The organism is Limoniibacter endophyticus (assembly GCF_014652835.1).
In the GTDB taxonomy this organism is placed as follows: Bacteria; Pseudomonadota; Alphaproteobacteria; order Rhizobiales; family Rhizobiaceae; genus Limoniibacter; species Limoniibacter endophyticus.
The window spans coordinates 21,207-44,890 of the sequence record NZ_BMZO01000001.1 but is presented as its reverse complement, the minus strand read 5'-3'; the positions used below and the strand labels follow the sequence as shown (position 1 = coordinate 44,890).

23 protein-coding genes are annotated in these 23,684 nt (G+C 58.0%); 2 read left to right on the top strand and 21 right to left on the bottom strand.

Translation table 11 applies throughout. The features are described from left to right. Window position 1 precedes the first annotated feature (1 nt). The 18 genes from mce to IE151_RS00160 form a co-directional block, all read right to left on the bottom strand. Window positions 2-406, bottom strand: coding sequence for a methylmalonyl-CoA epimerase (gene mce / locus IE151_RS00245; RefSeq protein ID WP_189486655.1), 405 nt, complete (start codon window positions 404-406; stop codon window positions 2-4). A gap of 79 nt (window positions 407-485) precedes the next feature. Then, the gene (locus tag IE151_RS00240) at window positions 486-2,159 is read right to left on the bottom strand and encodes a ribonuclease J (protein ID WP_189486653.1); all 1,674 of its coding nucleotides are present in this window, start codon (window positions 2,157-2,159) and stop codon (window positions 486-488) included. Window positions 2,160-2,384: 225 nt separating this feature from the next. After that, entirely contained in the window at window positions 2,385-3,209 is an 825-nt protein-coding gene (locus IE151_RS00235; protein ID WP_189486651.1) for a biotin--[acetyl-CoA-carboxylase] ligase, read from the bottom strand. Between the two features lie 5 nt (window positions 3,210-3,214). Continuing rightward, window positions 3,215-4,654, bottom strand: a complete 1,440-nt coding sequence (gene nuoN, locus IE151_RS00230; protein WP_189486649.1) for an NADH-quinone oxidoreductase subunit NuoN — start codon at window positions 4,652-4,654, stop codon at window positions 3,215-3,217. Window positions 4,655-4,671: 17 nt separating this feature from the next. Continuing rightward, window positions 4,672-6,186 carry an NADH-quinone oxidoreductase subunit M gene (locus IE151_RS00225; protein ID WP_189486646.1) on the bottom strand — a complete coding sequence of 505 codons (1,515 nt, stop codon included), beginning with the start codon at window positions 6,184-6,186 and terminating at the stop codon, window positions 4,672-4,674. After that, window positions 6,186-8,171, bottom strand: a complete 1,986-nt coding sequence (gene nuoL / locus IE151_RS00220; protein WP_189486644.1) for an NADH-quinone oxidoreductase subunit L — start codon at window positions 8,169-8,171, stop codon at window positions 6,186-6,188. The genes IE151_RS00225 and nuoL overlap by 1 nt, the downstream gene beginning before the upstream one ends. Window positions 8,172-8,178: 7 nt before the next feature. After that, window positions 8,179-8,487 (bottom strand): NADH-quinone oxidoreductase subunit NuoK, encoded by a 309-nt coding sequence (gene nuoK / locus IE151_RS00215; protein WP_189486642.1) that lies wholly within the window; start codon window positions 8,485-8,487, stop codon window positions 8,179-8,181. A gap of 6 nt (window positions 8,488-8,493) precedes the next feature. Next, window positions 8,494-9,114 (bottom strand): NADH-quinone oxidoreductase subunit J, encoded by a 621-nt coding sequence (locus IE151_RS00210; RefSeq protein ID WP_189486640.1) that lies wholly within the window; start codon window positions 9,112-9,114, stop codon window positions 8,494-8,496. A gap of 150 nt (window positions 9,115-9,264) precedes the next feature. After that, entirely contained in the window at window positions 9,265-9,756 is a 492-nt protein-coding gene (gene nuoI, locus IE151_RS00205) for an NADH-quinone oxidoreductase subunit NuoI (protein ID WP_189486638.1), read from the bottom strand. 1 nt (window position 9,757) lies between these two features. Next, window positions 9,758-10,801 (bottom strand): NADH-quinone oxidoreductase subunit NuoH, encoded by a 1,044-nt coding sequence (nuoH, locus tag IE151_RS00200; protein WP_189487551.1) that lies wholly within the window; start codon window positions 10,799-10,801, stop codon window positions 9,758-9,760. Between the two features lie 2 nt (window positions 10,802-10,803). Continuing rightward, window positions 10,804-12,885 (bottom strand): NADH-quinone oxidoreductase subunit NuoG, encoded by a 2,082-nt coding sequence (gene nuoG, locus IE151_RS00195; protein WP_189486636.1) that lies wholly within the window; start codon window positions 12,883-12,885, stop codon window positions 10,804-10,806. Between the two features lie 49 nt (window positions 12,886-12,934). Continuing rightward, on the bottom strand, window positions 12,935-14,239 hold the full coding sequence (nuoF, locus tag IE151_RS00190) for an NADH-quinone oxidoreductase subunit NuoF (protein WP_189486634.1): 1,305 nt from the start codon (window positions 14,237-14,239) through the stop codon (window positions 12,935-12,937). A 10-nt stretch (window positions 14,240-14,249) separates the two neighbouring features. Continuing rightward, window positions 14,250-15,491, bottom strand: a complete 1,242-nt coding sequence (locus IE151_RS00185) for an NADH-quinone oxidoreductase subunit E (RefSeq protein ID WP_189486632.1) — start codon at window positions 15,489-15,491, stop codon at window positions 14,250-14,252. Then, window positions 15,491-16,681, bottom strand: coding sequence for an NADH-quinone oxidoreductase subunit D (locus IE151_RS00180; RefSeq protein WP_189486630.1), 1,191 nt, complete (start codon window positions 16,679-16,681; stop codon window positions 15,491-15,493). The genes IE151_RS00185 and IE151_RS00180 overlap by 1 nt, the downstream gene beginning before the upstream one ends. Further along, window positions 16,678-17,109, bottom strand: coding sequence for a GFA family protein (locus tag IE151_RS00175; RefSeq protein WP_189486628.1), 432 nt, complete (start codon window positions 17,107-17,109; stop codon window positions 16,678-16,680). Before IE151_RS00175 ends, IE151_RS00180 begins: the two co-directional genes overlap by 4 nt. Beyond that, entirely contained in the window at window positions 17,106-17,708 is a 603-nt protein-coding gene (locus IE151_RS00170) for an NADH-quinone oxidoreductase subunit C (protein WP_189486626.1), read from the bottom strand. The genes IE151_RS00175 and IE151_RS00170 overlap by 4 nt, the downstream gene beginning before the upstream one ends. A gap of 10 nt (window positions 17,709-17,718) precedes the next feature. After that, complete coding sequence (locus IE151_RS00165) at window positions 17,719-18,300, bottom strand: NuoB/complex I 20 kDa subunit family protein (protein WP_189486624.1); 582 nt, start codon at window positions 18,298-18,300, stop codon at window positions 17,719-17,721. Further along, complete coding sequence (locus IE151_RS00160) at window positions 18,291-18,656, bottom strand: NADH-quinone oxidoreductase subunit A (protein WP_189486623.1); 366 nt, start codon at window positions 18,654-18,656, stop codon at window positions 18,291-18,293. The genes IE151_RS00165 and IE151_RS00160 overlap by 10 nt, the downstream gene beginning before the upstream one ends. Window positions 18,657-19,136: 480 nt before the next feature. On the opposite strand from IE151_RS00160, the gene IE151_RS00155 reads away from it, so the two are divergent. Then, on the top strand, window positions 19,137-19,703 hold the full coding sequence (locus IE151_RS00155; RefSeq protein WP_189487548.1) for a YitT family protein: 567 nt from the start codon (window positions 19,137-19,139) through the stop codon (window positions 19,701-19,703). Here the strand turns inward: IE151_RS00155 and IE151_RS00150 are convergent. Then, window positions 19,688-20,746 carry a sensor histidine kinase gene (locus IE151_RS00150; protein ID WP_189486621.1) on the bottom strand — a complete coding sequence of 353 codons (1,059 nt, stop codon included), beginning with the start codon at window positions 20,744-20,746 and terminating at the stop codon, window positions 19,688-19,690. The two genes, IE151_RS00155 and IE151_RS00150, sit on opposite strands and share 16 nt — an antisense overlap. Window positions 20,747-20,951: 205 nt before the next feature. Between IE151_RS00150 and IE151_RS00145 the strand changes: the two genes are divergently transcribed. Next, window positions 20,952-21,599: an SCO family protein gene (locus IE151_RS00145; protein ID WP_244636547.1), complete on the top strand. Its 648-nt coding sequence runs from the start codon at window positions 20,952-20,954 to the stop codon at window positions 21,597-21,599. Between the two features lie 52 nt (window positions 21,600-21,651). Here the strand turns inward: IE151_RS00145 and IE151_RS00140 are convergent, their stop codons facing one another. Continuing rightward, window positions 21,652-23,085 (bottom strand): PepSY-associated TM helix domain-containing protein, encoded by a 1,434-nt coding sequence (locus IE151_RS00140; RefSeq protein ID WP_189486619.1) that lies wholly within the window; start codon window positions 23,083-23,085, stop codon window positions 21,652-21,654. Continuing rightward, a complete protein-coding gene (locus IE151_RS00135; protein WP_189486617.1) occupies window positions 23,078-23,611 on the bottom strand; it encodes a copper chaperone PCu(A)C in 534 nt (177 codons plus the stop codon). Before IE151_RS00135 ends, IE151_RS00140 begins: the two co-directional genes overlap by 8 nt. Window positions 23,612-23,684: the final 73 nt, after the last annotated feature.

The window sequence follows — 23,684 nt, the reverse complement described above, 5'->3', positions numbered from 1 at the left end:
TTCAAACCTCTTCGAGTTCCACCAGCGTGCCATTGAAATCCTTAGGATGCAGGAAGAGAACGGGCTTGCCATGCGCCCCGATCTTGGGATTGCCGTCGCCAAGCACGCGCGCGCCCTGCGCCATCAACCGCTCCCGCGCCGTTGCAATATCCTCCACTTCGTAGCAGATGTGGTGCATGCCGCCGGTCGGATTGCGTTCGATGAATGCCGCAATTGTCGAATTCTCTCCCAGAGGCTCCAGAAGCTCCACCTTGCTATTCCCCAGATCTATGAAAACCACCGTGACGCCGTGCTCCGGCAAAACCTGCGGGGCGCTCACCCTGGCTCCCAGCGCCGCCTCATAAGTTTTCACAGCTGCCGCGAGATCCGGCACGGCAATGGCGACGTGGTTCAAACGACCGATCATATGTTTCCTCCCGGACTTTGATCATTGTATAGCAATGTAGAAAGCAAAAGGGCCGCCATTCGGCAGCCCTTGTTTCTTATCACTGGGTGACGAACACCGTCACCAGCGGCTTCTTGCCCCAATGCTCGTTGGCGGCGGCCCGCACGGCCCGGCGCACCGCTTCCTGCACCAGATCGAGGTCCTTGCGACGCACACGCGGAATCGAATCGACGGCGCTGACCGCGGCTTCCAGCATCAACTCGTCGAGATAGACGCCCTTCACGTTCTTTTCGGCCACACCGATCGAAACAATGTCTGGATCGCCATTCAGGCGCAGCTTTTCGTCGAGGACGACGTTGACCGCCACGTGCCCGGCAAAGGAGAGCTTGCGACGGTCGCGTACGCCCACCTGGTCTTCATTGCCGATCACCCGCCCGTCCTTGTAGATGCGCCCAAAAGGCACTTCCGCGACAACTTCCGGCTGTCCCGGCCACAGGCGAATCATGTCTCCATTGCGCACGCGGGCGACGGTCGGCACGCCAAGCTGTGCTGCAAAGGCTGCATGGCCGGTCAGATGAGCAGCCTCCCCATGTACGGGAACGGCGATCTTCGGGCGCACCCATTCATACATCTGCTTCAGTTCGCTGCGCCGCGGGTGGCCCGACACATGGACCAGATATTCGCTGCCGTCTTCGACAACACGGATGCCACGATCGATGAACTGGTTCTTGATGCCCCCGATTTCCTTTTCGTTGCCCGGAATGGCGCGCGAAGAAAACACGACCGTATCGCCGGCCGCTACCGAAACATGGCGCATTTCATCGCGTGCCAGCTTGGCAAGTGCAGCGCGGTTTTCGCCTTGCGAGCCTGTGCAGATCACGACGAGATTCTCGCGCGGAATATAGCCATATTCGTCCTCGGCGATGAAGTCCGACAGGCCTTCCATGTAACCAAGTTCGCCCGCCACTTCGACGACACGCTTGATCGAGCGACCAAGCAGAAGCGTTTGACGACCCGCATCCTGCGCCGCCTTGGCAATGGAACGAATGCGTCCAACATTGGAAGAGAACGTCGTGATGACGACACGTCCCGGCGCGTCGGTGATCAAGTCGCGCAGTCCTACCTCGACATCCGCCTCCGATGGCGAGACGCCTTCACGCAGTGCGTTGGTGGAATCGCAGATCAGTGCCAGCACGCCCTTGTCGCCCAGCTCGGTGAAGCGCTGACCGTTGGTGATTGGTCCAAGCGATGGTGTGGGATCGATCTTCCAGTCTCCGGTATGCACAACCGTGCCGGCCGGCGTGGTAATCGCCAGCGCTACAGGTTCCGGGATCGAGTGCGTCACGTCAATCGCTTCGATCTCGAAAGGCCCGACATTGAAGCGCTCTCCTCCCTTGAAGACGTTGACCTTGATCTCGGGTGCGCCGGCTTCGCCCTCCGCCTTTGCCTCGAGCAGTCCGGCGCAGAATGGCGTTGCGTAAAGCGGCACACGCAAACGCGGCCACAGGTCGAGCACGGCGCCGTAATGGTCTTCATGTGCGTGGGTGATGATCATGCCGCGCAGGCGATCCTTGTGCTTCAGCACAAAGTTAATATCGGGCAGCACCAGATCGACACCTGGCAGGTCCGGACCGGGAAAAGTGACGCCGCAGTCCACCAGAAGATATTCACGGTGCGAGGCAGGGCCAAATCCGTAAAGGGCGAGGTTCATGCCGATCTCGCCGACACCACCGAGCGGAACAAAAACCAGCTCGGAATTATCGTTTTCAGTCATTTTTTTCCTTTTGGCGGCTTTCTTTCGCCACCTTGCATGCCGCGCTGTCTCTGCAGCTTATGCGGCGTTTCTCTGGTCTTCCATATGATATGACCGCCGCGACGCCTGGAAGAACGTCACGGCGGGATTGGCTGCTAAGGCAGCAAATTTCTTGAACAGTTCCGCAGGTGCAGACTGCTCCATTGTCCTCCGAAGGCAAAATCGATGCCGCTTTTGCCGGAACGCCTAAATAGCTCCTGCCGACGCGACCGCGCCAAAATGCACATCGCCCGCGGCAATCGGCACACGCGTACCGTCATCCGTGCGAATAATGAAGCGGCATTCCTCATCGATGGTTTCGAAAATACCGCGCGTGATCGTTTCACCGGTTTTTACCGCCACTTCTCCCCCGAGACCAGCCGCGCGAGAGAGCCATTTGTCGCGGATGGACGAAAGGCCATCACCGCCGCGCCATAAGGCCATGTTATCGACCCAGGCATCCGAAAGCGCAAGGAAAAGTGCCTCTGCATCGAAGTCCGAACCCATCGCGGCCAGCGATGTGGCTGGATAAGGCGTGTCGGCAGGATGTGCGATCACATTGACGCCAATACCGATGACAACCGCCATCTTGTCACTCTTCAGCATGGTCGATTCAAGCAGGATGCCGGAGAGTTTGGCTCCATCGGCCAGCACGTCGTTCGGCCACTTCAACGTAAAACGGTTCTTGTCATGGTTAGCTCCGTCCAGCGCCATGTCGATGCGCTGGTCGGGTAGTGCGGCCTGCAGTGCATCAGAAAGCGAAAGCCCGGCAACAAAACCAAGCGTTGCAGCGTGGCGCGGTTCGAAGCCACCCGCCATCAAGACGGTCGCCGCCAGATTACCCGACGGCGTTTCCCAAGGGCGTCCGCGCCGTCCCCTGCCCGATTCCTGCTTTTTCGCCACTACCCAAAGCTTGCCGGCGTCACCTGACATGGCGTGTTCTAGCGCCAGTGCATTGGTGGAACCGACGCTCTCATGGGCTTCCAGACGATAGCCTTGCCCGAGAGCGCGGGGTGACAGCGAAAAAGCCATGTCGATCAGAAAAAGCTCGCTGCGGCGGCCGAAGCCCAGCTTGCAAGCAACCCGCCAAAGAGCGGATAGAGCAGCACGAATGCGCCGGAGGCACCGAGAACGAGGCGAAGTTCGCCAGCCATCGGTACGAAGCTACCCGTCGCATCATCGAACCACATGAGCTTGATAACGCGCAGATAGTAATATGCACCCACGACAGACGCCAGAACACCAACGACGGCCAAGCCATAAAGCTCGGCATTGATGGCCGCGGAGAAGACGTACCATTTGGCGAAGAAGCCGGCGAACGGTGGGATACCAGCCAATGAGAACATGAGGATGGTCAGGATTACGGCCATCATCTTGTTTGTCGAGGCAAGGCCTGCCAGATCGTCTACCATTTCGACATTGCCATCCTTGCGACGCATTCCGAGAATGAGCGCGAAGGTACCGAGCGTCATGGCGAGATAAATCGCCATGTAAAGCGCAACGCCCTGCACGCCCTCCACGCTGTTGGCAGCAAGGCCGACCAGCGCAAAGCCGATATGGCCGATGGACGAATATGCCATCAGTCGCTTTATGTTCTTCTGGCCGATGGCAGCAAAGGAACCAAGCAGCATGGAGGCTATCGCGATGAATACGACGATCTGGCGCCAGTCTGCGGCGATTGGTTCAAACGCGGTCATGACGACACGTACGGTCAGTGCGACGGCTGCCATCTTCGGTGCAGCCGCGAAGAACGCCGTTACCGGCGTCGGCGCACCCTCATAGACATCCGGCGTCCACATGTGGAACGGCACTGCCGAAATCTTGAACGCGAGGCCAGCCAGCACAAATACGAGACCGAAAACAAGGCCAAGCTGGCGCTCGCCGCCCGCAAGAGCCGTCGCGATTGCTTCGAAGCCCGTCTGGCCGGTGTAGCCATAGACCAACGAAATACCGTAGAGCATCATGCCCGAAGACAGAGCGCCTAGCACAAAATACTTGAGGCCCGCTTCGGTCGAACGAACGTTTTCGCGGTTGAAGGCGGCAACGACGTAGAGAGCGAGCGATTGCAATTCGAGCGCCATGTAGAGCGACAGCATGTCATTGGCCGAAACCATCAGCAACATGCCGAGCGTCGCCAGCATGACGAGGATCGGATATTCGAATTTGTCGAACTTCTCTGCCTTGGCGAAGCCCACCGACATGACGAGCGTGACGACCGAGCCGATCAGCGTCAGGATCTTCATGAAGCGTGCGAAGGAATCGTTGACGAAGGCATTATTGAACGCATCGCCATTCGTCGGGAACAGGAGCATCCATGCCCCTGCGGCGAGAAGCACGGCGACAGCAAGACCTGTCACGGTCGCGCTCGATTTCTCGCCCATAAACACGCCGACCATGAGAAGGGCCAACGCACCAATGGCGATGATCAATTCAGGTGCCGCAATCAAAAGGCTGGCGGAAAGAAGTTCCGGCGTCATTTGCGTTAAGCCCCTTCTTACTGAGCGGCGACCGCTGCGAGCTGCGATGCAGCTGCGAGCGAGGCATTGATATTTTCGATCAGCGCATTGACGGACGCAGCCGTCGGCGCAATCAGCGGCGTCGGGTAGAACCCGAACAGAATTGTCAGCACCACCAGCGGGTAGATGATGAGCTGTTCGCGCGGCGACAGGTCGAGCAAACCCTTCAGGCTGTCCTTGGAAAGCACGCCGAAGATGATCCGGCGATAGAGCCACAGTGCGTAGGCTGCGGACAAGATCACACCAGTTGCAGCGAAGAACGCTACCCACGTGTTGACCTGGAAGACGCCGAACAGCGTCAGGAACTCGCCGACGAAGCCGGACGTGCCGGGCAGGCCGACATTGGCCATGGTGAAGATCAGGAACACGACTGCATATTTCGGCATGTTGTGCACGAGGCCGCCATAGGCTGCGATGTCACGCGTATGCATCCGGTCGTAGACGACGCCGACGCAGAGAAACAGCGCGCCGGAGACGATACCATGCGACAGCATCTGGAAGATTGCGCCCTGAACACCCTCCGGGTTCATCGCGAAGATACCCATGGTGACATAGCCCATGTGCGCGACCGAGGAATAGGCGATCAGCTTCTTCATGTCTTCCTGCACCAGCGCAACCAGCGAGGTGTAGATGATGCCAATCACCGACAAGGTGAAGATAAAGGGAGCGAAGTCGGCCGAAGCCAGCGGGAACATCGGCAGCGAGAAGCGCAGGAACCCGTAACCGCCAAGCTTCAGAAGAATGCCTGCAAGGAGTACCGAGCCTGCGGTTGGCGCTTCCACGTGCGCATCCGGCAGCCAGGTATGAACGGGCCACATCGGCATCTTTACCGCGAAGGAGGCGAAGAAGGCCAGCCAGAGCCATGTTTGCATACCGGCCGGGAAATCATGCTCGAGCAATACGCGAATGTCGGTCGTGCCGGCATTCCAATACATGGCCATGATGGCAAGCAGCATCAGCACGGAGCCAAGCAGCGTATACAGGAAGAACTTGTAGGAAGCATAGACGCGGCGTTTGCCGCCCCACACGCCGATGATGATGAACATCGGAATGAGGCCCGCCTCGAAGAAGACGTAGAAGAGCATCAGGTCGAGCGCGGTGAACACACCGATCATCAACGTTTCCAGGATCAGAAACGCGATCATGTAATCCTTGATGCGCTTTTCGATCGAAACCCAGCTGGCGAGAATGCAGATGGGCATAAGGAACGTCGTCAGGATGACGAAGAGCATGGAAATGCCGTCGACGCCCATGCGGTAGCCGATATTGCCGCCTAGCCACTCGGCTTCTTCCACGAACTGGAAGCCCGGATTCGTCTGGTCGAAACCGATCCAGATGAACAGCGACAGGATAAAGGTGATGATCGTCGTGAGCAGCGCCACGTTACGGATGTTGCGAACCGACGCCGCCCCTTCGTCACGGATCAGAAGAATGATCAGCGCGCCAACGAGTGGAAGGAAGGTGACCGCGGAAAGAATGGGCCAATCGGTCATCAGAAGGAACTCCCGAGCATCATCCAGGTCACAAGGGCTGCGACACCGATGAGCATTGCGAATGCGTAGTGATAAAGGTAGCCGGTCTGCATTTTCACGACACGGTTGGTCACGTCGACGACGCGGGCCGCCACGCCATTCGGTCCAAGACCATCGATCAGCGTGCCGTCACCGGTCTTCCAGAGGATGCGGCCAAGACAGTTGGCCGGACGCACGAAGAGGAAATCATACAGCTCGTCGAAGTACCACTTGTTGAGCAGGAAGGCGTAGAGGCCGCGATGGCGCTCCGCCAGCTTCACCGGCGTTTCCGGCGAGCGGATGTAGAACTGATAGGCCAGAGCGAAACCGAGCAGCATTGCCACGAACGGAGCAAGCTTTACCCAGAACGGAACGTGGTGGAACTCGTGCAGGATATGATTGCTTTCCAGCGTGAAGAGCGAAACCTTCCAGAACTCGCCATAGGCTTCGCCTATGAAGGCGTCGTGGAACAGGAAACCAGCAAACAGCGCGCCAACGGCGAGAATGTAAAGCGGGATCAACATGACCGGCGGCGATTCATGCACGTGGCTCATGACATCGGCAGTTGCACGAGGCTTGCCGTGGAAGGTCATGAAAATCAGGCGCCAGGAATAGAAACTGGTCATGCATGCAGCAACCGTGAGGAGGATGAATGCAAAGCCTGCTGCCGCGCCATGAGCCGAGAAGGCGCCTTCAATGATCGCATCCTTCGAGAAGAAACCGGCGGTGCCGATAACGGTGCCGGGAATACCGACGCCAGTCAGCGCGATCGTACCGATTATCATCATCCAGTAGGTATTCGGGATGAGTTTACGCAAGCCGCCCATCTTGCGCATGTCCTGTTCGTCGGAAACGGCGTGGATTACCGAACCTGAACCAAGGAACAGGAGTGCCTTGAAGAAGGCGTGCGTGAAGAGATGGAACACGGCCGCGGAGTAGAAGCCGAGGCCAAGCGCCACGAACATGTAACCGAGCTGCGAACAGGTCGAATAAGCAATGACGCGCTTGATATCGTTCTGCACCAGGCCAACGGTCGCTGCAAAGATAGCAGTGATCGCGCCGATAATGGTTACGACGGTCAGCGCCGTGTGGCTGAACTCGAAGACCGGGGACATGCGCGCCAGCATCACGACGCCGGCCGTGACCATGGTGGCAGCATGGATCAACGCCGAAACGGGTGTCGGGCCTTCCATGGCGTCCGGTAGCCAGGTGTGCAGCGGAACCTGCGCCGACTTGCCCATGGCGCCCATGAAGAGCAGCAGGCAGACAATGGTGAGAGCCGCCTGCGGGTTCAGGGCGTAGCCGAGGAAATTAAGCGCGACATCTGCGGAAGCTGCACCCTCGCCCGCATACATGCTCTGAATATTGGCGAAGATCGTGTCGAAATTCACCGAGCCGGTCAGAACGTAGAGGCCGAATATTCCAAGCAGGAAGCCGAAGTCACCCACGCGGTTGACGATGAACGCTTTCATCGCGGCAGCACCGGCAGACTGCTTCTTGAACCAGAAGCCGATCAGCAGATACGAGGCCAGACCGACACCTTCCCAGCCGAAGAACATCTGCACTAGATTGTCGGCGGTCACCAGCGAAAGCATGGCGAAGGTGAAGAGCGAAAGATAGGCGAAGAAGCGCGGCCGATGCGGGTCGTGATGCATATAGCCGATCGAGTAGACGTGAACCAGCGTTGAAACCGAGTTCACAACGACCAGCATCACTGCCGTCAGCGTATCAATGCGCAATGCCCAGGAAACATCGAGGCCACCTGACTGGAGGAAGGTCAGGACCGGCACGGAAACCTTCTCGGCGTCGCCCAGCGCGTACTGGAAGAACACAACCCAGGAAAGCAGCGCTGCAATCCCCACAAATGCGGAGGTCACATATTCGCTGGCGGTCGCGCCGATCTTGCGACCGAAGAGACCCGCAATCAGAAAGCCGACGAGCGGCAGGAAGACGATGGCGTGAAACATTTACCCGTCAGCCCTTCATCATATTAACGTCTTCCACCGCGATGGAGCCGCGGTTACGGAAGAATACCACGAGGATTGCGAGGCCGATGGCAGCCTCAGCCGCCGCGACAGTCAGCACAAAGAGCGCGAAGACCTGTCCGACGATATCGTTCAGCACCGAAGAGAAGGCAATGAAATTCAGATTGACGGCGAGCAGGATAAGCTCGACCGACATGAGAATGACGATGACGTTCTTCCGGTTGAGGAAGATGCCGAAGACGCCGATCGTGAACAGGATCGCCGAGACGGTGAGATAATGTGAAATTCCTACAGTCATGGCTTTTTAGATACCCTTGCCCGTTTCGACCTTCTTGATCTCGATTGCGGTTTCCGGCGTGCGGGCAACCTGGGTCGAGATATCCTGGCGGCGAACGCCCGGCTTGTGGCGCAATGTCAGAACGATGGCGCCGATCATCGCAACCAGCAGAACCAGACCGGCCAGCTGGAAGAAATAGACATAGTTCGTATAAAGCACGTCGCCGAGGGCCGCTGTGTTATGGCGCTCAGCGACCGGCGGAATCGGAACGGCTGGCGACTGTGCAAGCTCAGGAGAAAATGCCGTGCCGCCGAGGACGATAACGAGTTCGGCCGCAAGGATGAGCCCCACCATTGCCCCGATCGGTGCATATTGCAGCGCGCCCCGCTTCAAATCGGCAAAATCCACATCCAGCATCATCACGACGAAGAGGAAGAGAACCGCGACCGCGCCGACATAGACGACGATCAGGATCATCGCCAGGAACTCCGCCCCTGTCAGCAGGAAGAGACCCGCCGCATTGACGAATGCGAGGATCAGAAAGAGCACCGAATGCACCGGATTGCGCGCAGAAATGACCATGAAGGCTGACGCAACCGCCACGAAGGCGAAGAGGTAGAAGAAGATCGCCTCTATACCGTTCAGCATGTAAGACCCCGATCCTTGACCTGCGGAACCAGTCGTTGCTCGCTCCGCGTCTCAACAAAATTCAATTAGCTACTGTTTTTACTAGGATTTCGTCTTCCTAAACCCTAAGCCGCCTCCTGGCGGCTCAAGGAGCATTCCCGTTTCAATCTCTTATCGGTACGGCGAGTCCAGCGCGATGTTGCGCGCGATTTCGCGTTCCCAGCGGTCGCCGTTGGCGAGGAGCTTTTCCTTGTCGTAGTAAAGTTCTTCGCGCGTTTCCGTCGAGAATTCGAAATTCGGACCTTCGACGATGGCGTCTACGGGACAAGCTTCCTGGCAGAACCCGCAATAGATGCACTTAACCATATCGATGTCGTAGCGCACCGTGCGACGTGTGCCGTCGTTGCGGCGCGGACCGGCCTCAATGGTAATGGCCTGCGCCGGGCAGATCGCTTCGCAAAGCTTGCAAGCGATGCAGCGCTCTTCCCCGTTCGGATAGCGGCGCAATGCATGTTCGCCACGGAAACGGGGGGACAGCGGTCCCTTTTCGTAGGGATAGTTCAACGTCGTCTTCGGCTTGAAGAAATAGCGCATCGACAGGAAGAAAGCGCTGACGAATTCCTTCAAGAGAAGCGATTTTGCAGCTTGAGCGAGTGCCGACATATTATGCCCAGCCTCCGAGTTTCAGAACGAGTGCGGTGGCAACCACCATGAAGAGCGACAGCGGCAGGAAGACCTTCCAGCCCAGACGCATCAGCTGGTCGTAGCGGTAGCGTGGCACAAATGCCTTGACGATCGAGAAGCCGAAGAACACGAGGCACACCTTCAGCACGAACCAGACGACGCCCGGCACCCAGGTGAATGGCGCGAAGTCGAACGGAGGCAGCCAGCCACCGAGGAAAAGCACTGTCGTCAGTGCGCACATCAATACGATGGCGACATATTCACCAAGGAAGAACAGCAGGAACGGCGTCGAGGAATACTCGATCATGTGGCCTGCAACGAGCTCCGATTCAGCTTCCACCAGATCGAATGGCGGCCGGTTCGTTTCAGCCAGCGCCGAGATGAAGAACACGACGAACATCGGGAAGAGCGGCAGCCAGTGCCAGTCGAGGAACGAGTTCGGCAGGCCGACCATCGTGCCAAGGCCCGAATTCTGCGCAAGAACGATATCGGTCAGGTTCAACGAGCCGACGCAGAGCAGAACGGTGACAATGACAAAGCCGATCGAAACTTCGTAGGAAACCATCTGCGCAGCGGAACGAAGCGCGCCAAGGAACGGATATTTCGAGTTCGACGCCCAACCGCCCATGATCACGCCATAAACCTCCAGCGACGTAACCGCGAAGATGAACAGAATGCCGACATTGATATTCGCCATCGCCCAGCCTTCACTGACCGGGATGACCGCCCAGGCGGTAAGCGCCGTGATAGCCGAAACGAGCGGAGCCAGCAGGAAGACACCCTTGTTGGCGCCAGACGGAATGACCGGCTCCTTGAGGACGAACTTGCCAAGATCGGCAAAGGACTGGAACAACCCGAACGGTCCGACGACGTTCGGACCGCGGCGCAACTGAACGGCGGCCCAGATCTTGCGGTCGGCATAAAGGATATAGGCCACGAAGATCAGCAGGACGACGACGAGTGCGAGGCACTTTGCCAGGATGATCAGCACAGGCAGGATGTAATCGAAGAAGATGGGTTCCATGGTCACTCAGCTGCCTGTTTGATGCTGCCCTTGGCGAGCGCGGAGCACTCGGCCATGACGGCAGAGCTGCGCGCGATCGGATTGGTCAGGTAGAAGTCGTCGACGGAGGAAACGAAAGCGTCCTTGGCAAGCACGCCATTGAGCTTGGCAGCCTCTGCAACGCCCGCGATATCGGCAGGCGCAACCTGATCGATTGCCGCCAGATGCGGGAATTCACCGTAGAGCCTGGCGCGAAGCTGCGCGAGCGAGTCGAATGGCAGCTTGTGGCCCAGGACGTCCGAAAGCGCGCGGATGATAGCCCAGTCTTCCTTGGCATCTCCCGGTGCAAAAACCGCACGATTGGTCATCTGCACACGGCCCTCCGTGTTTACGTAGGTCGCAGATTTTTCCGTGTAGGCGGAAGCTGGCAGAATGACATCGGCGCGATGCGCACCGGCATCGCCATGCGTGCCCATATAGATGGTGAAGGCATTGCCGATCTTCGCCGTTTCGATCTCGTCGGCACCGGCCAGGAAGAGCACGTCGAGCGCCCCCATCATCTCGGCAACCTTGCGACCGCCCTCGCCCGGCACGAAGCCGATGTCGAGCGCACCGACACGCGAAGCAGCAGTATGAAGGACGGCAAAGCCATTCCACTCGGCCGAAACAGCGCCGACATCCGAAGCCAGTTTGGCAGCAGCACCCAGTACCGCGCTACCATCGCCCCGCGACAGCGCGCCCTGGCCGACAATAATCATGGGGCGCTGGGCATTCTTCAGCGTGTCGAGGAAGCCGATTCTGCCCGATGCAAGATCGGCCAGCGTATCGGTGCCTGCGCCAAGCAGCTCGTAATCGTAACGCAGATCGCCCATCTGGCCGATAACGCCGACCGGAAGGCCGCCCTGGCGCCACCGCTTGCGAATGCGCGCATTCAGTACCGAAGCCTCGAAGCGCGGGTTCGCGCCGATGATCAGCACGGCGTCGGCGTTTTCGATCCCCTCGATGGTCGGGTTGAAAATGTAGCTGGCACGACCAAGAGCCGGATCGAGCGCAGCGCCATCCTGGCGGCAATCGATATTGGCTGAGCCGAGCGAAGCCATGAGAAGCTTCAGCGCATAAAGCTCTTCCACGGCAGCGAGGTCGCCGGCAATGGCACCGATCCTGTCGCCGCTCGTCCTGGCAACTGCCTCCTTGATGGCAGCGAAGGCTTCGCCCCAGCTTGCGGGACGCAACTTGCCGTCGCGACGCACGTAAGGGCGATCAAGGCGCTGCGTACGCAAACCGTCCCAGATAAAGCGGCTCTTGTCGGAAATCCACTCTTCATTAACCTGCTCGTTGACGCGCGGCAGGATGCGCATCACTTCGCGACCACGGCTGTCGACGCGAATGGCCGAGCCAACCGCGTCCATCACGTCGATGGATTCGGTTTTGGTCAACTCCCACGGACGCGCCTGGAAGGCATAAGGCTTGGAGGTCAGCGCACCGACCGGACAAAGATCGATCACGTTGCCCTGCAGCTCGGACGTCATCGCATGTTCGAGATAGGTGGTGATCTCGGCATCTTCGCCGCGACCGATCAGCCCCAGCTCGGAAATGCCCGCAACTTCGGTCGTAAAGCGGACGCAGCGCGTGCAGTGGATGCAGCGCGTCATGATCGTCTTGACGAGCGGGCCGATATACTTGTCTTCGACTGCCCGCTTGTTCTCGGCATAGCGCGAGGAGTCCACGCCGAAGGCCATGGCCTGATCCTGTAGATCGCACTCGCCACCCTGATCGCAGATCGGGCAATCGAGCGGATGATTGATCAGCAGGAATTCCATCACGCCTTCGCGGGCCTTCTTGACCATGGGCGTATTGGTGAAGATCTCGGGGCTTTCGCCGTTCGGGCCGGGACGCAGGTCGCGTACGCCCATGGCGCATGAGGCCGCCGGCTTCGGTGGTCCACCCTTCACCTCGACGAGGCACATGCGGCAGTTGCCGGCGATCGACAAACGCTCATGGAAACAAAAGCGCGGCACTTCCGCGCCGGCTGCTTCCGCAGCCTGCAGCAGCGTGTAGTGATCGGGAACTTCGATCTCTTTGCCGTCTACCTTGATATTTGCCATTCTCTAGCTCCCGGCGTTTGCCGCCGCTCTCAAAATTCCAACCCGACCGTTACTCTGCCGCGACCATGACAGGTTCCGCGCGATGGGAATTGCGCGTGAACTCGTCGATGCGACGTTCGATTTCCGGACGGAAATTGCGGATAAGACCCTGGATCGGCCACGCGGCCGCGTCACCCAGCGCACAGATCGTGTGCCCTTCGACCTGCTTGGTCACATCGAGCAGCATATCGATTTCGCGTTTGTGCGCTTCGCCGCGCACCAGACGCTCCATCACCCGCCACATCCAACCCGTGCCTTCGCGACATGGCGTACACTGACCGCAGCTTTCATGCTTGAAGAAGTAGGCAAGGCGCGCGATCGCCTTCACGACGTCGGTGGACTTGTCCATAACGATGACGCCACCGGTACCGAAGGAGGACTTCTTCTCGCGAAGACCGTCAAAGTCCATCTGGCAGTCGATAATGTCTTCCGCCTTCACGATCGGACACGAAGCACCGCCGGGAATGACGGCAAGCAGATTGTCCCATCCGCCACGGATACCGCCGGCGTGCTTTTCGATCAATTCGCGGAAGGTGATGCCGAGGCTTTCTTCCACGGTGCACGGCGTGTTGACGTGGCCGGAGATCATGAACAGCTTGGTGCCGACGTTGTTCGGACGACCGAATGACGAGAACCATGACGCGCCACGGCGCAGAATGGTTGGCGCAACGGCGATCGACTCGACGTTGTTCACCGTCGTCGGGCAGCCATAGAGCCCCATATTGGCCGGAAATGGCGGCTTGAGGCGCGGTTGGCCCTTCTTGCCTTCCAGGCTTTCGAGCAGAGCGGTTTCCTCGCCGCAAATATAGGCACCGGCGCCGTGATGAACGAAAACGTCCATGTCCCAGCCCGTCTTGTTATCCTTGCCGAGAAGCCCTGCATCATAACATTCGTCGATCGCGGCCTGCAGCGCCTCGCGTTCACGCACAAACTCGCCGCGCACATAGATATAGGCGGTGTGCGCGCCCATGGCGCAGCCGGCGACCACGCAGCCTTCAATCAGCGTATGCGGGTCGTGACGCAGAATTTCGCGGTCTTTGCAGGTGCCCGGTTCCGATTCGTCGGCATTGACGACGAGGTAATGCGGGCGCTCTCCCACTTCCTTGGGCATGAAGGACCACTTGAGGCCTGTCGGAAAGCCAGCGCCGCCACGACCACGCAGGCCGGATGCCTTCATCTCATTGATGATCCAGTCGCGACCCTTGGAAATGATATCGCGGGTATTGTCCCAATGGCCACGCGACATGGCGCCCTTAAGGCTCTTGTCAAACAGGCCGTAAATATTGGTAAAGATGCGGTCTTTATCTTGCAGCATCACTCACCCCTTAAACCGGCTTCTTGCCGAAAACACGGACATATTCCTCGACGCCGCCGCGCGCGAGAGCGCCTGCCTGCGCGATCCAGTTGTCACGCGCGATGCGTCCGTGGAAGCGCAGATAATTGTCCACCCAGGCGCACTCGGCCTCGCTCCATTCCGCAACTTGCGCGAAAGTGTAGATGCCGATGGAATGCAAAATCGTCTCGATCTTCGGACCGACGCCGGAGATCAGCTTGAGATCGTCTACGGTTTCGGGTTTGGCGATAGCGGTCGGGCGATCGGGATGGTCGAGTACGGTCTTTTCGCCTTCGCGAAGCGAACCGGCGCGTGCGCCTTCGACCGCAACGCCCTTGCCTTCCTTGTCGGCTTTCTCGCCAGCCGGCTCCTTGCGCTGGCGCGCAACGGTTTCGGCCTCGGTTGCCGTTTTATTGGCTTCGATCTCGTTTTCCTTCGGCGCTGCAACGCTTGCTGCCTTCTCGCCAGCCGTGCTTGTCTTTACTGGCGAAGGAGACTTGATGGCGGGATCGGTTTCAGCGGCATCCGTCTTCGGACGCGCAGCCTCGGAAGGCGGTGTCACGCCATTACCCTGATCTGCGGCAGGCGCAGGATTACGGCGCGCGACAGAGCCAGTCACGACGCTTTCGTCGGTCAGCGATGTAAGGCCGCCTTCCGGCTCGGAATTGGCACGGTCATTCTGCGGGCCGACCGGCACTTCCGCCGTCTTGCCTGCCTCGAACATGTCGATCATCTGCTCCAGACGTTCCGGCGTCAGATCCTCGTAGGTGTCCTTGAAGACCATGACCATCGGCGCGTTGACGCAAGCACCGAGGCATTCGACTTCTTCCCAGGACAGCGTGCCGTCGGCATTGGTCTCGAACTGCTCGGTATGGATGCGGCGCTTGCACACTTCCATCAAAGCTTCCGAGCCACGCAACATGCAGGGCGTCGTGCCGCAAACCTGGATATGCGCGTGGCGCCCCACCGGCTTCAGCTGAAACTGCGTATAGAAGGTCGCGACTTCGAGCACACGAATATAAGGCATGCGAAGCAGGTCCGCGACATATTCGATAGCGGCCTTGGTGACCCAACCATCCTGTTCCTGTGCACGCATCAGAAGCGGAATGACCGCCGATTGCTGGCGACCTTCCGGGTATTTTCTGATGGTGGCTTCCGCCCAGACCTTGTTCTCCTCGGAGAATGCAAAGATCGCGGGTTGGACGGCATTATCTGCTAGACGGCGGACGGACATTATCGATCGACCTCTCCGAAGACGATGTCGAGAGAACCAAGAACGGCAGAAACGTCTGCCAGCAGATGGCCTCGGCACATGAAATCCATGGCGCTCAGATGGGCAAAGCCCGGAGCGCGCAGCTTGCAGCGATACGGCTTGTTAGTGCCGTCGGACACGAGATAGACGCCGAATTCGCCCTTTGGCGCTTCCACCGCCGCATACACTTCACCGGCAGGGACGTGATAGCCCTCGGTGTAAAGCTTGAAATGGTGGATAAGCGCTTCCATCGAACGCTTCATTGCCTGTCGCTTCGGCGGAACGATCTTGCCATCGACATTGGAAACCGGGCCACGGTTCTTGTCCTGCATCAACAGGTTGACGCACTGACGAATGATCGAGGCCGACTGGCGCATCTCTTCCATGCGGATGAGATAGCGGTCGTAGCAGTCGCCGTTCTTGCCGATCGGCACGTCGAATTCCATTTCCTCATAGCACTCATAGGGCTGCGACTTGCGCAAATCCCACGCCGCACCGGAGCCGCGAACCATGACGCCGGAGAAGCCGAGCGCCCATGCGTCTTCCAGTGAAACTACGCCAATATCGACGTTACGCTGCTTGAAGATGCGGTTGGGCGTCAGGAGATCATCGAGATCCTGCACAATCTGCAGGAACGGATCGATCCACTTGCCGATATCCTCAACCAGCTGATCGGGAAGATCCTGGTGAACGCCGCCAGGGCGAAAATATGCAGCATGCATGCGCGAACCCGAGGCGCGCTCATAAAAAACCATGAGCTTTTCGCGTTCTTCGAAGCCCCATAGCGGCGGCGTCAACGCGCCGACATCCATGGCCTGCGTCGTCACATTCAGAATGTGCGACATGATGCGGCTTATTTCGGAGTAGAGTACGCGGATGAGCTGGCCGCGACGCGGCACTTCGATGCCGAGCAAACGTTCGACGCCGAGAGCGAACGCATGCTCCTGGTTCATCGGCGCGCAATAGTCGAGGCGATCGAGATAGGGAACCGCCTGAAGATAAGTCTTGTTCTCGATCAGCTTTTCGGTGCCGCGATGCAGCAGGCCGATATGCGGATCGACGCGTTCGCATACTTCGCCGTCCAGCTCCAGCACAAGGCGCAGCACGCCGTGGGCGGCAGGGTGCTGCGGGCCAAAGTTGATATTGAAATTTCGAACATTGTGTTCGGTCATTCCGGTGCTCCCTCGGACGAGAACATGGCCATCACCTCGGCAGCGGTCAGTTTCTGCGTCGGATTGGCGAAATCATAATTGGCAGGCTTGCTGTCTATGAAGATTTCAGTGGTAAAATCGAAAGCTGCCGGATCTTCGAAAGCCTGTGCGGATACGGAGTAGAAGCCGAGCTGCTCCGAACGCCACATGAAGGACGAGCCGCAAGTCTTGCAGAAACAGCGCTCGCCATGTTCGGAGGAAGCGTAAACGCCAAGCGCGCTTTCATCCTCGATCTGCACGTCGGAGCAGCTTACGCCCATGAATACACCACCCGTCCAGCGACGACACATGGAGCAATGGCAAACATCCATGTGACCTTGCGCGGTCGCAGTGAATTTTACAGCGCCGCAAAGACATGCACCTTTTGCTTCGAAACCGGCGTCACTCATGCTTGCGCCTTCTCATCGCCGGGAAGAACGTAATCCGTCCCTTCCCAAGGAGACGTGAAATCGAAATTGCGAAACTCCTGGCGCAGGGAAACCGGCTCGTAGACAACGCGCTTGATTTCATCGTCGTAGCGCACTTCAACAAAGCCCGTCAGCGGGAAATCCTTGCGCAGCGGATGACCTTCGAAACCATAGTCGGTCAGGATGCGACGCAAATCCGGGTGGCCGGAGAAAAGAATGCCGTAGAGATCATACGCCTCGCGCTCGAACCAGTTGGCACCTGGATAGACGCCTGTTGCCGAAGGAACGGCAGTGTCCTCGTCAACCATCACGCGGACGCGGATACGCAGGTTCTGACGCGGCGAAAGAAGGTGATGCACCAGATCGAAACGACGCTCGCGGGCCGGATAATCCGCGCCGCTGGCATCAATATAGGAGACGAACTGGCACTGCACGTCGTTCTTCAGGAACTCCAGCGTCGCAATCAGATCGACCGGGGCAACGGTGATGGAAAGTTCGCCGAAAGCCATAACGCTTTCTTCGATTCTGGCGCCCAGTTTCTCATCCAGATAGGCCTGCAGCTCTTTCAAGGATTCGCTCATGCCTTAGCCCTCAGCGCTCGATCGTACCGGTGCGGCGGATCTTCTTCTGCAGCATGAGAATGCCATAGAGAAGCGCCTCGGCGGAGGGCGGGCAGCCTGGAACATAAATGTCGACAGGAACCACGCGATCGCAGCCGCGCACGACCGAATAAGAATAGTGATAATAGCCGCCGCCGTTGGCGCAGGAACCCATCGAGATGACGTAGCGCGGCTCAGGCATCTGGTCATAGACCTTGCGCAGAGCGGGCGCCATCTTGTTGGTCAGTGTGCCGGCGACGATCATGACGTCGGACTGGCGCGGTGATGCGCGGGGCGCAACGCCGAAACGTTCGGAATCATAGCGCGGCATGGAGGTATGGATCATCTCCACGGCGCAGCATGCAAGACCGAATGTCATGAACATGAGTGAACCGGAACGCGCCCACGTGATCAGCGCTTCCGAAGAGGTCAGGATGAAGCCCTTGTCGGAAAGCTCGTCATTGATCGAACCGAAGAAGGCGTCGTCGGAACCAACCGGCTTGCCGGTGTTCGGATCGATGATGCCCTTTGGCTGCGGTGCAACGAGCGTCTGGTTGTTGCTGGTCAATCCCATTCCAGCGCTCCCTTCTTCCATTCATAGATGAAGCCGATGGTCAGAACGCCGAGGAAGATCATCATCGACGCGAAGCCGAACCAGCCGATATCGCCAAATACGACCGCCCATGGGAAGAGGAATGCGACTTCCAGATCGAAGATGATGAAGAGGATCGATACAAGATAGAAGCGCACGTCAAATTTCATGCGCGCGTCGTCGAACGCGTTAAAGCCGCACTCATAAGCAGAGAGCTTCTCCGGGTCTGGATTGCGGTAGGCAATGATGAAGGGCGCGATCGTGAGCGAAAGGCCTACAAGTACCGCAACGCCAAGAAAAACGACGATGGGCAGATAAGACGTAAGAAGTTCGTCCATGGTCCGACTTTCCATGTAGCTGGCATTTGGAGCGACTTTAGCGCGGGAACCTTGGGTAAATCGCTAATGATTATACCAGTGGACCCATAGCTATAGTGTCCAGTTGCATCGCGGCGACGGTTAGCGCAGCGCGACCGCGGACGCAAGCCCGCAGTCGAAGAAAGTCGGCCAAAAAAAGACGGTACGAAGACGAATTGGCGCAAACGCTCAACTTCGTGCTGTTAACATATTTCGTTTATTAAAGGTGATAATTATAGTCAAGTTTTATTTGTTCGAATGGGCGAGTTTCGAGAATGCTCCCCGCACATACGATTCTTGAGGAAAACAAAAGTCGCTACAGGGGACGTTTATCTGGCCGCTTGCGCCGGTTTCAGCAAGCAGGCAAAGAGTCGCACGGCACCTACCGACTCGGAGAAGATTTTGAGCAATCCGCCAGCAATCGAAGCCCATACCGAGCGCCACTCCATTCTCGAAGACGCAATGGCGTTGATAATGGGAACGCTTCTGGTTTCACTCGGCATGCTGCTTTATACAAAGTCCATGCTGCTCGTTGGCAGCACTGCTGGCATCGCCCTGCTCCTGCAATATATTAGCGGCTACTCCTTTGGACTCGTCTTCTTTATAATCAACCTGCCGTTTTATCTTCTTGCCTGGAAGCGACTCGGCTGGAAGTTCACGCTGCGTACCTTCATCGCCGTCGGACTTGTGTCCATCTTCTCTCGCCTGAACGGCGACTGGATCGACTTTTCTCATCTGTCACCGCTTTATGCGGCGATCATTGGCGGAATGCTTTCCGGCGTTGGCCTGCTCATTCTGTTCCGCCATCGCACCGGACTCGGCGGCATAAACATTCTGGCGATCTATCTTCAGGAGAATTTCGGCATTCGAGCGGGATTTTTCCAGCTGGGGCTGGATCTGGCAATTCTGGTCGCTTCCTTGTTTGTGCTATCGCCGGAAGGCATTCTTCTATCGATCATTGGCGCGACGATCCTGAACGTCATTCTTGCCGTCAACCACAAGCCGGGCCGCTATCACGGCTTCAGCTGAGTTTCTCCTGGCTGAGAAGCCATCTCGGGCCGCAGGTTGCGCGGGTCGCAGTTGAGTTTGTAACAAAGGCCAGTGGACGCAAACTCAAGCGTCACCACCCCTTTGAAATCATAGGAAACCACGTCTTTAAGAAGCCGGGACCCAAAACCGATCCGTTTTGGTGGGGAAATGATCGGACCGCCCTGTTCGAGCCAGTGGAACTGGAACGTTTCCCCGGTCGTCCACTCGATCCGGACTTTTCCCGTCTCGACCGACAAGGCGCCATATTTCAGCGCATTGGTCGCGAGTTCATTCACCGCCATACCCAGCGAGAGAGCCTGGCGCTCACCCAGATGCAGTGCTGGCCCGGACAATGTAACGCGAGAGCCATCGCCTATATGCAGTGCGAGCGCACTCTCCACGACGTCGCGAACGGGTGCATCGCCCTTGCTTCCGCCGGTCAGCAGTGAATGCGTCTGCGCAAGGGTCTGCAATCTTTGCGAAAGCAGGCGGCGCGCTGTAGGCATGTCGGGCGCCGTGCGCAAGGTCTGACTGGCGATGGATTGTACGATAGTCAGCGTGTTCTTGATCCGATGCGCGAGTTCCGTGTTGACGATCGCAGAACGTCGATTAGCTTCGATCTTTCCTGTCGTCTCGATCACTGTGTTCATGAAGCCCAAAACATCACCCTGCTCATCGTGAATCGGACTATAGGAAAAAGTGAAATAGGCCTGCTCTTCGTAGCCGAACCGATTGATGACCATGGGGAAGTCTTCGACAAACGTCCCCTCGCCCGCGTAGGCACGGTCGGCGATCTCGCCCAGATCGTCCCATGCTTCGGCCCACACATCCGAGAATGAAGCGCCCAGCGTGTTCTCTTTCGCGCCGAGGATCGGGCGGAAGGCATCATTATAGAGCGTTGTCATGTTTTCGCCCCAGACGATCGCCTTCGGAAAGGGCGAACGCAGCATCATGCCAGCCGTAATCAGAAGCGTTTTCGGCCAGGTATCTATCGGTCCAAGCGGGTGTGCCGCCCAGTCGAAAGCGATGATCTGCCGGGCCATCTCACTCGTAGGTGCAAAAAACGGCCAACCAGCCTTCATAATATTTTGACTTTCAACGACGCCACGCCCTTTTTTAGGTAGAATATGCAGGATAACGACGCAATGAAGAACGTAAAGGGTAGCCGGTCAATCTGCCACATCGCGGACCCGGACTTTTGTACGCTAGAAACCCTTCGTAACGACGACGATGAAATGGAGCAGCTGTGTGGCCGCTTATCAGAAATCCGACCTTTTCTCTGACAAGAACCGTAATAATCCCCATATGGGCTTTGCGGCAATCGTAGGCAGCTTTCTTGCTGCCTTCACCATTGCGGTTCTGGCCTGGCTCTTCTTCAATCTGCCAAGCCATGAGCGTTTTGATTCGGCCTTCCATCTTGTCGACGATGAAGGCCGCCCCTTCACTGAGGAAAATCTGAAAGGCGCGCCTGCCATCATGTCCTTCGGCTACACGCGCTGCCCGGAGGTCTGCCCGACCACGCTTTACGAGATGGCCGGATGGATGGAAGCTCTTGGCGAGGATGGCAGCAATTTGAATGCCTATTTCTTCACCGTCGATCCGGAGCGCGACGATGTGAAGACGGTAAATGCCTATGCAAACGCGTTTTCAGATCGCATCACCGGCGTTACGGGCGAACTGCCGGAAATGCGCAAGATGATAGATGGATGGAAACTCTATGCGCGGAAAGTGCCAAACGGCAATGGCGGTTATTCGATGGCGCACAGCATGGATGTTCTTCTGGTGGGCTCGGATGGCCGTCTGAAAGGGCTTATCCCTTATGGCACCAGCAACGACGTCGCAGTCCAAAAGGTTCGTCAGCTTCTCGTTGATGGGGAACGCAGAAGCGAAGGTTGATCTTTCGAATACGGAAACAGCGGTAAACCTTTAATTTACCGCTGTTTTTTGTTCATTTCGATAGCACCGTTCTGCGGGTCATGACATCGATGACGAGAATAATGATCAGCGAAAGCCCGACCAGAGGAAACAGGATCCCGCCAATAATCAGGATCGCCACGACACCATGCAAGATACGTGGATCGGATGGCATGGGCGGCACACCCATCCGTCCGCTCGGGCGCCGCTTCCACCACATGACGCCCGCCGACACCGAGAGCAGGATGATTCCGAGGCAGAAGATCGCCAGGATGATCTGGTTTGTAAGTCCGAATTCCTGGCCTAGGTGAACATTGATGCCGAATTCGAGCGCCCTCCCCATCGGGCCGTAATCGGCATAAGAGGCATCGAGCAATGGCTCTCCGGTATATTGATCGAGATGCACGACGCGCTGCTGGCTCAGATCGTCCGGATACACCGAGCCGCTATAGACGCCGGTCGGGCCGTTCGGCAAGACGATGGCGAAGCCCGGATGCAACCCGAGAGTCTCGAATTTTTCAACCACGCGGTCAATGCCGACGGCATCCACGCCAGCCGCTTCGACAATCGTGGTGCTTTCATGCCCTCCATGGCCTGCATGCGGATCTTGGGCGATGTGTCCATCATGACCGGCATGGGCCGAGCGCGGGATTTGCGCCTGTTCCATTGACCATGCCGTGAGACCATTTTCGGACAGCTTACGATCCGACATCGGCACCTCCACGCGGACGCCCGCGGGATAGCCGAAATTATTCCCGTTTGCCCATTCATTGATCTTCCCGCCCCAGACGTTCGACCAGGGCATGCCTGTAATGGCCAGAAAGACGATGACACCGCCCACGACGACGCCCGTCACGGCGTGCGTGTCGCGCCAGAAGATGCGCTGGCGCGGCTTGCCGCGCACGCTTAGCACACCGCCATTCCTTCCCCTTGGCCACCAGAGATAGAGGCCGGTCGCCACCAGAAGGATAGACCAGCCCGCTGCAATCTCGATCAATGCGCGGGCATAGGGACCGAAAAATTTCAGGCTGTGCAAGTAACGCACAACCCACATGACAGTGCCGCGATCAGGCAATGTGCCAAGTGCTTTGCCTGTATAGGGATTGACATAAACGGCCTGCCGCGCCCCACCCGCATCGACGATGGTGACTTCCGCAGAACGGGTTCTGTCCGGCGGGGTGGTGAATTTTACCGCCGCGCCAGGTACCAGGGCCGTTGCGGCGTCAATTATCTGCGAAGGTGCGACAGTCGCCGCTCCCTGCTCCACGACGAAAAGATCGGAGTGCACAGCGCGATCGATCTCATCCTTGAAGAGATAAAGGCCGCCGGTAAGGGACAATGAAACGAGAAAGGGCAGAACCAAAAGCCCGGCATAGAAATGCCAGCGCCAGACAGCGCGATAAAGATCGGCTGCCCTTTGCCCGGCATTTACCCGCTCTCCCGGAAGCAGAACTGCCTCGTCAGTCATGTTTATGCCCGTCTTCGTGCGAGTGATGCGCGCCGTGAGAATGCTCACCGTGACTGGAATGGTCCTGTGCTGGCGCACGTCCGCCCGCTGGACCGACCGCAAGTTCGACCTGCACGCTACCCGCCTTCTCGAAAACCAGGGTCAGCGGCACGCGCGTATCCTTCTCCAACGGCGCGTTCAATTCCTGCAGCATCAGATGATAACCGCCAGTGTCGAGCTTCACCGTCTGACCTGCCGGAATGGCCACGCCGCCATCGAGCTGACGCATCTGCATGACGCCGCCATCCATCTTCATTTCGTGGATTTCGACCTTCTTTGCGACGGGTGTCGTGCCGCCGACGAGACGGTCGTCTTCCGTGCCATTATTGGTTATCGTGAGATAGCCGCCCCCTACGACAGCGCCCGGAAGCGTAGCCCGGCTCCAGGGATGGCCGATTTCAAGATTACCGACCTTGTATTCGTGAGCCGCCGCAGCCGATGCAACGAGCGAAAGAAGAAGAGCGGCAGTGCCTGCAAACTTGCGCATGGAAATAGTCCTGTTCTGGCAAGAGAAATTGCATCGCGACGCACTGGCCTCAGGGCAAGCGCGTTCATTGCGA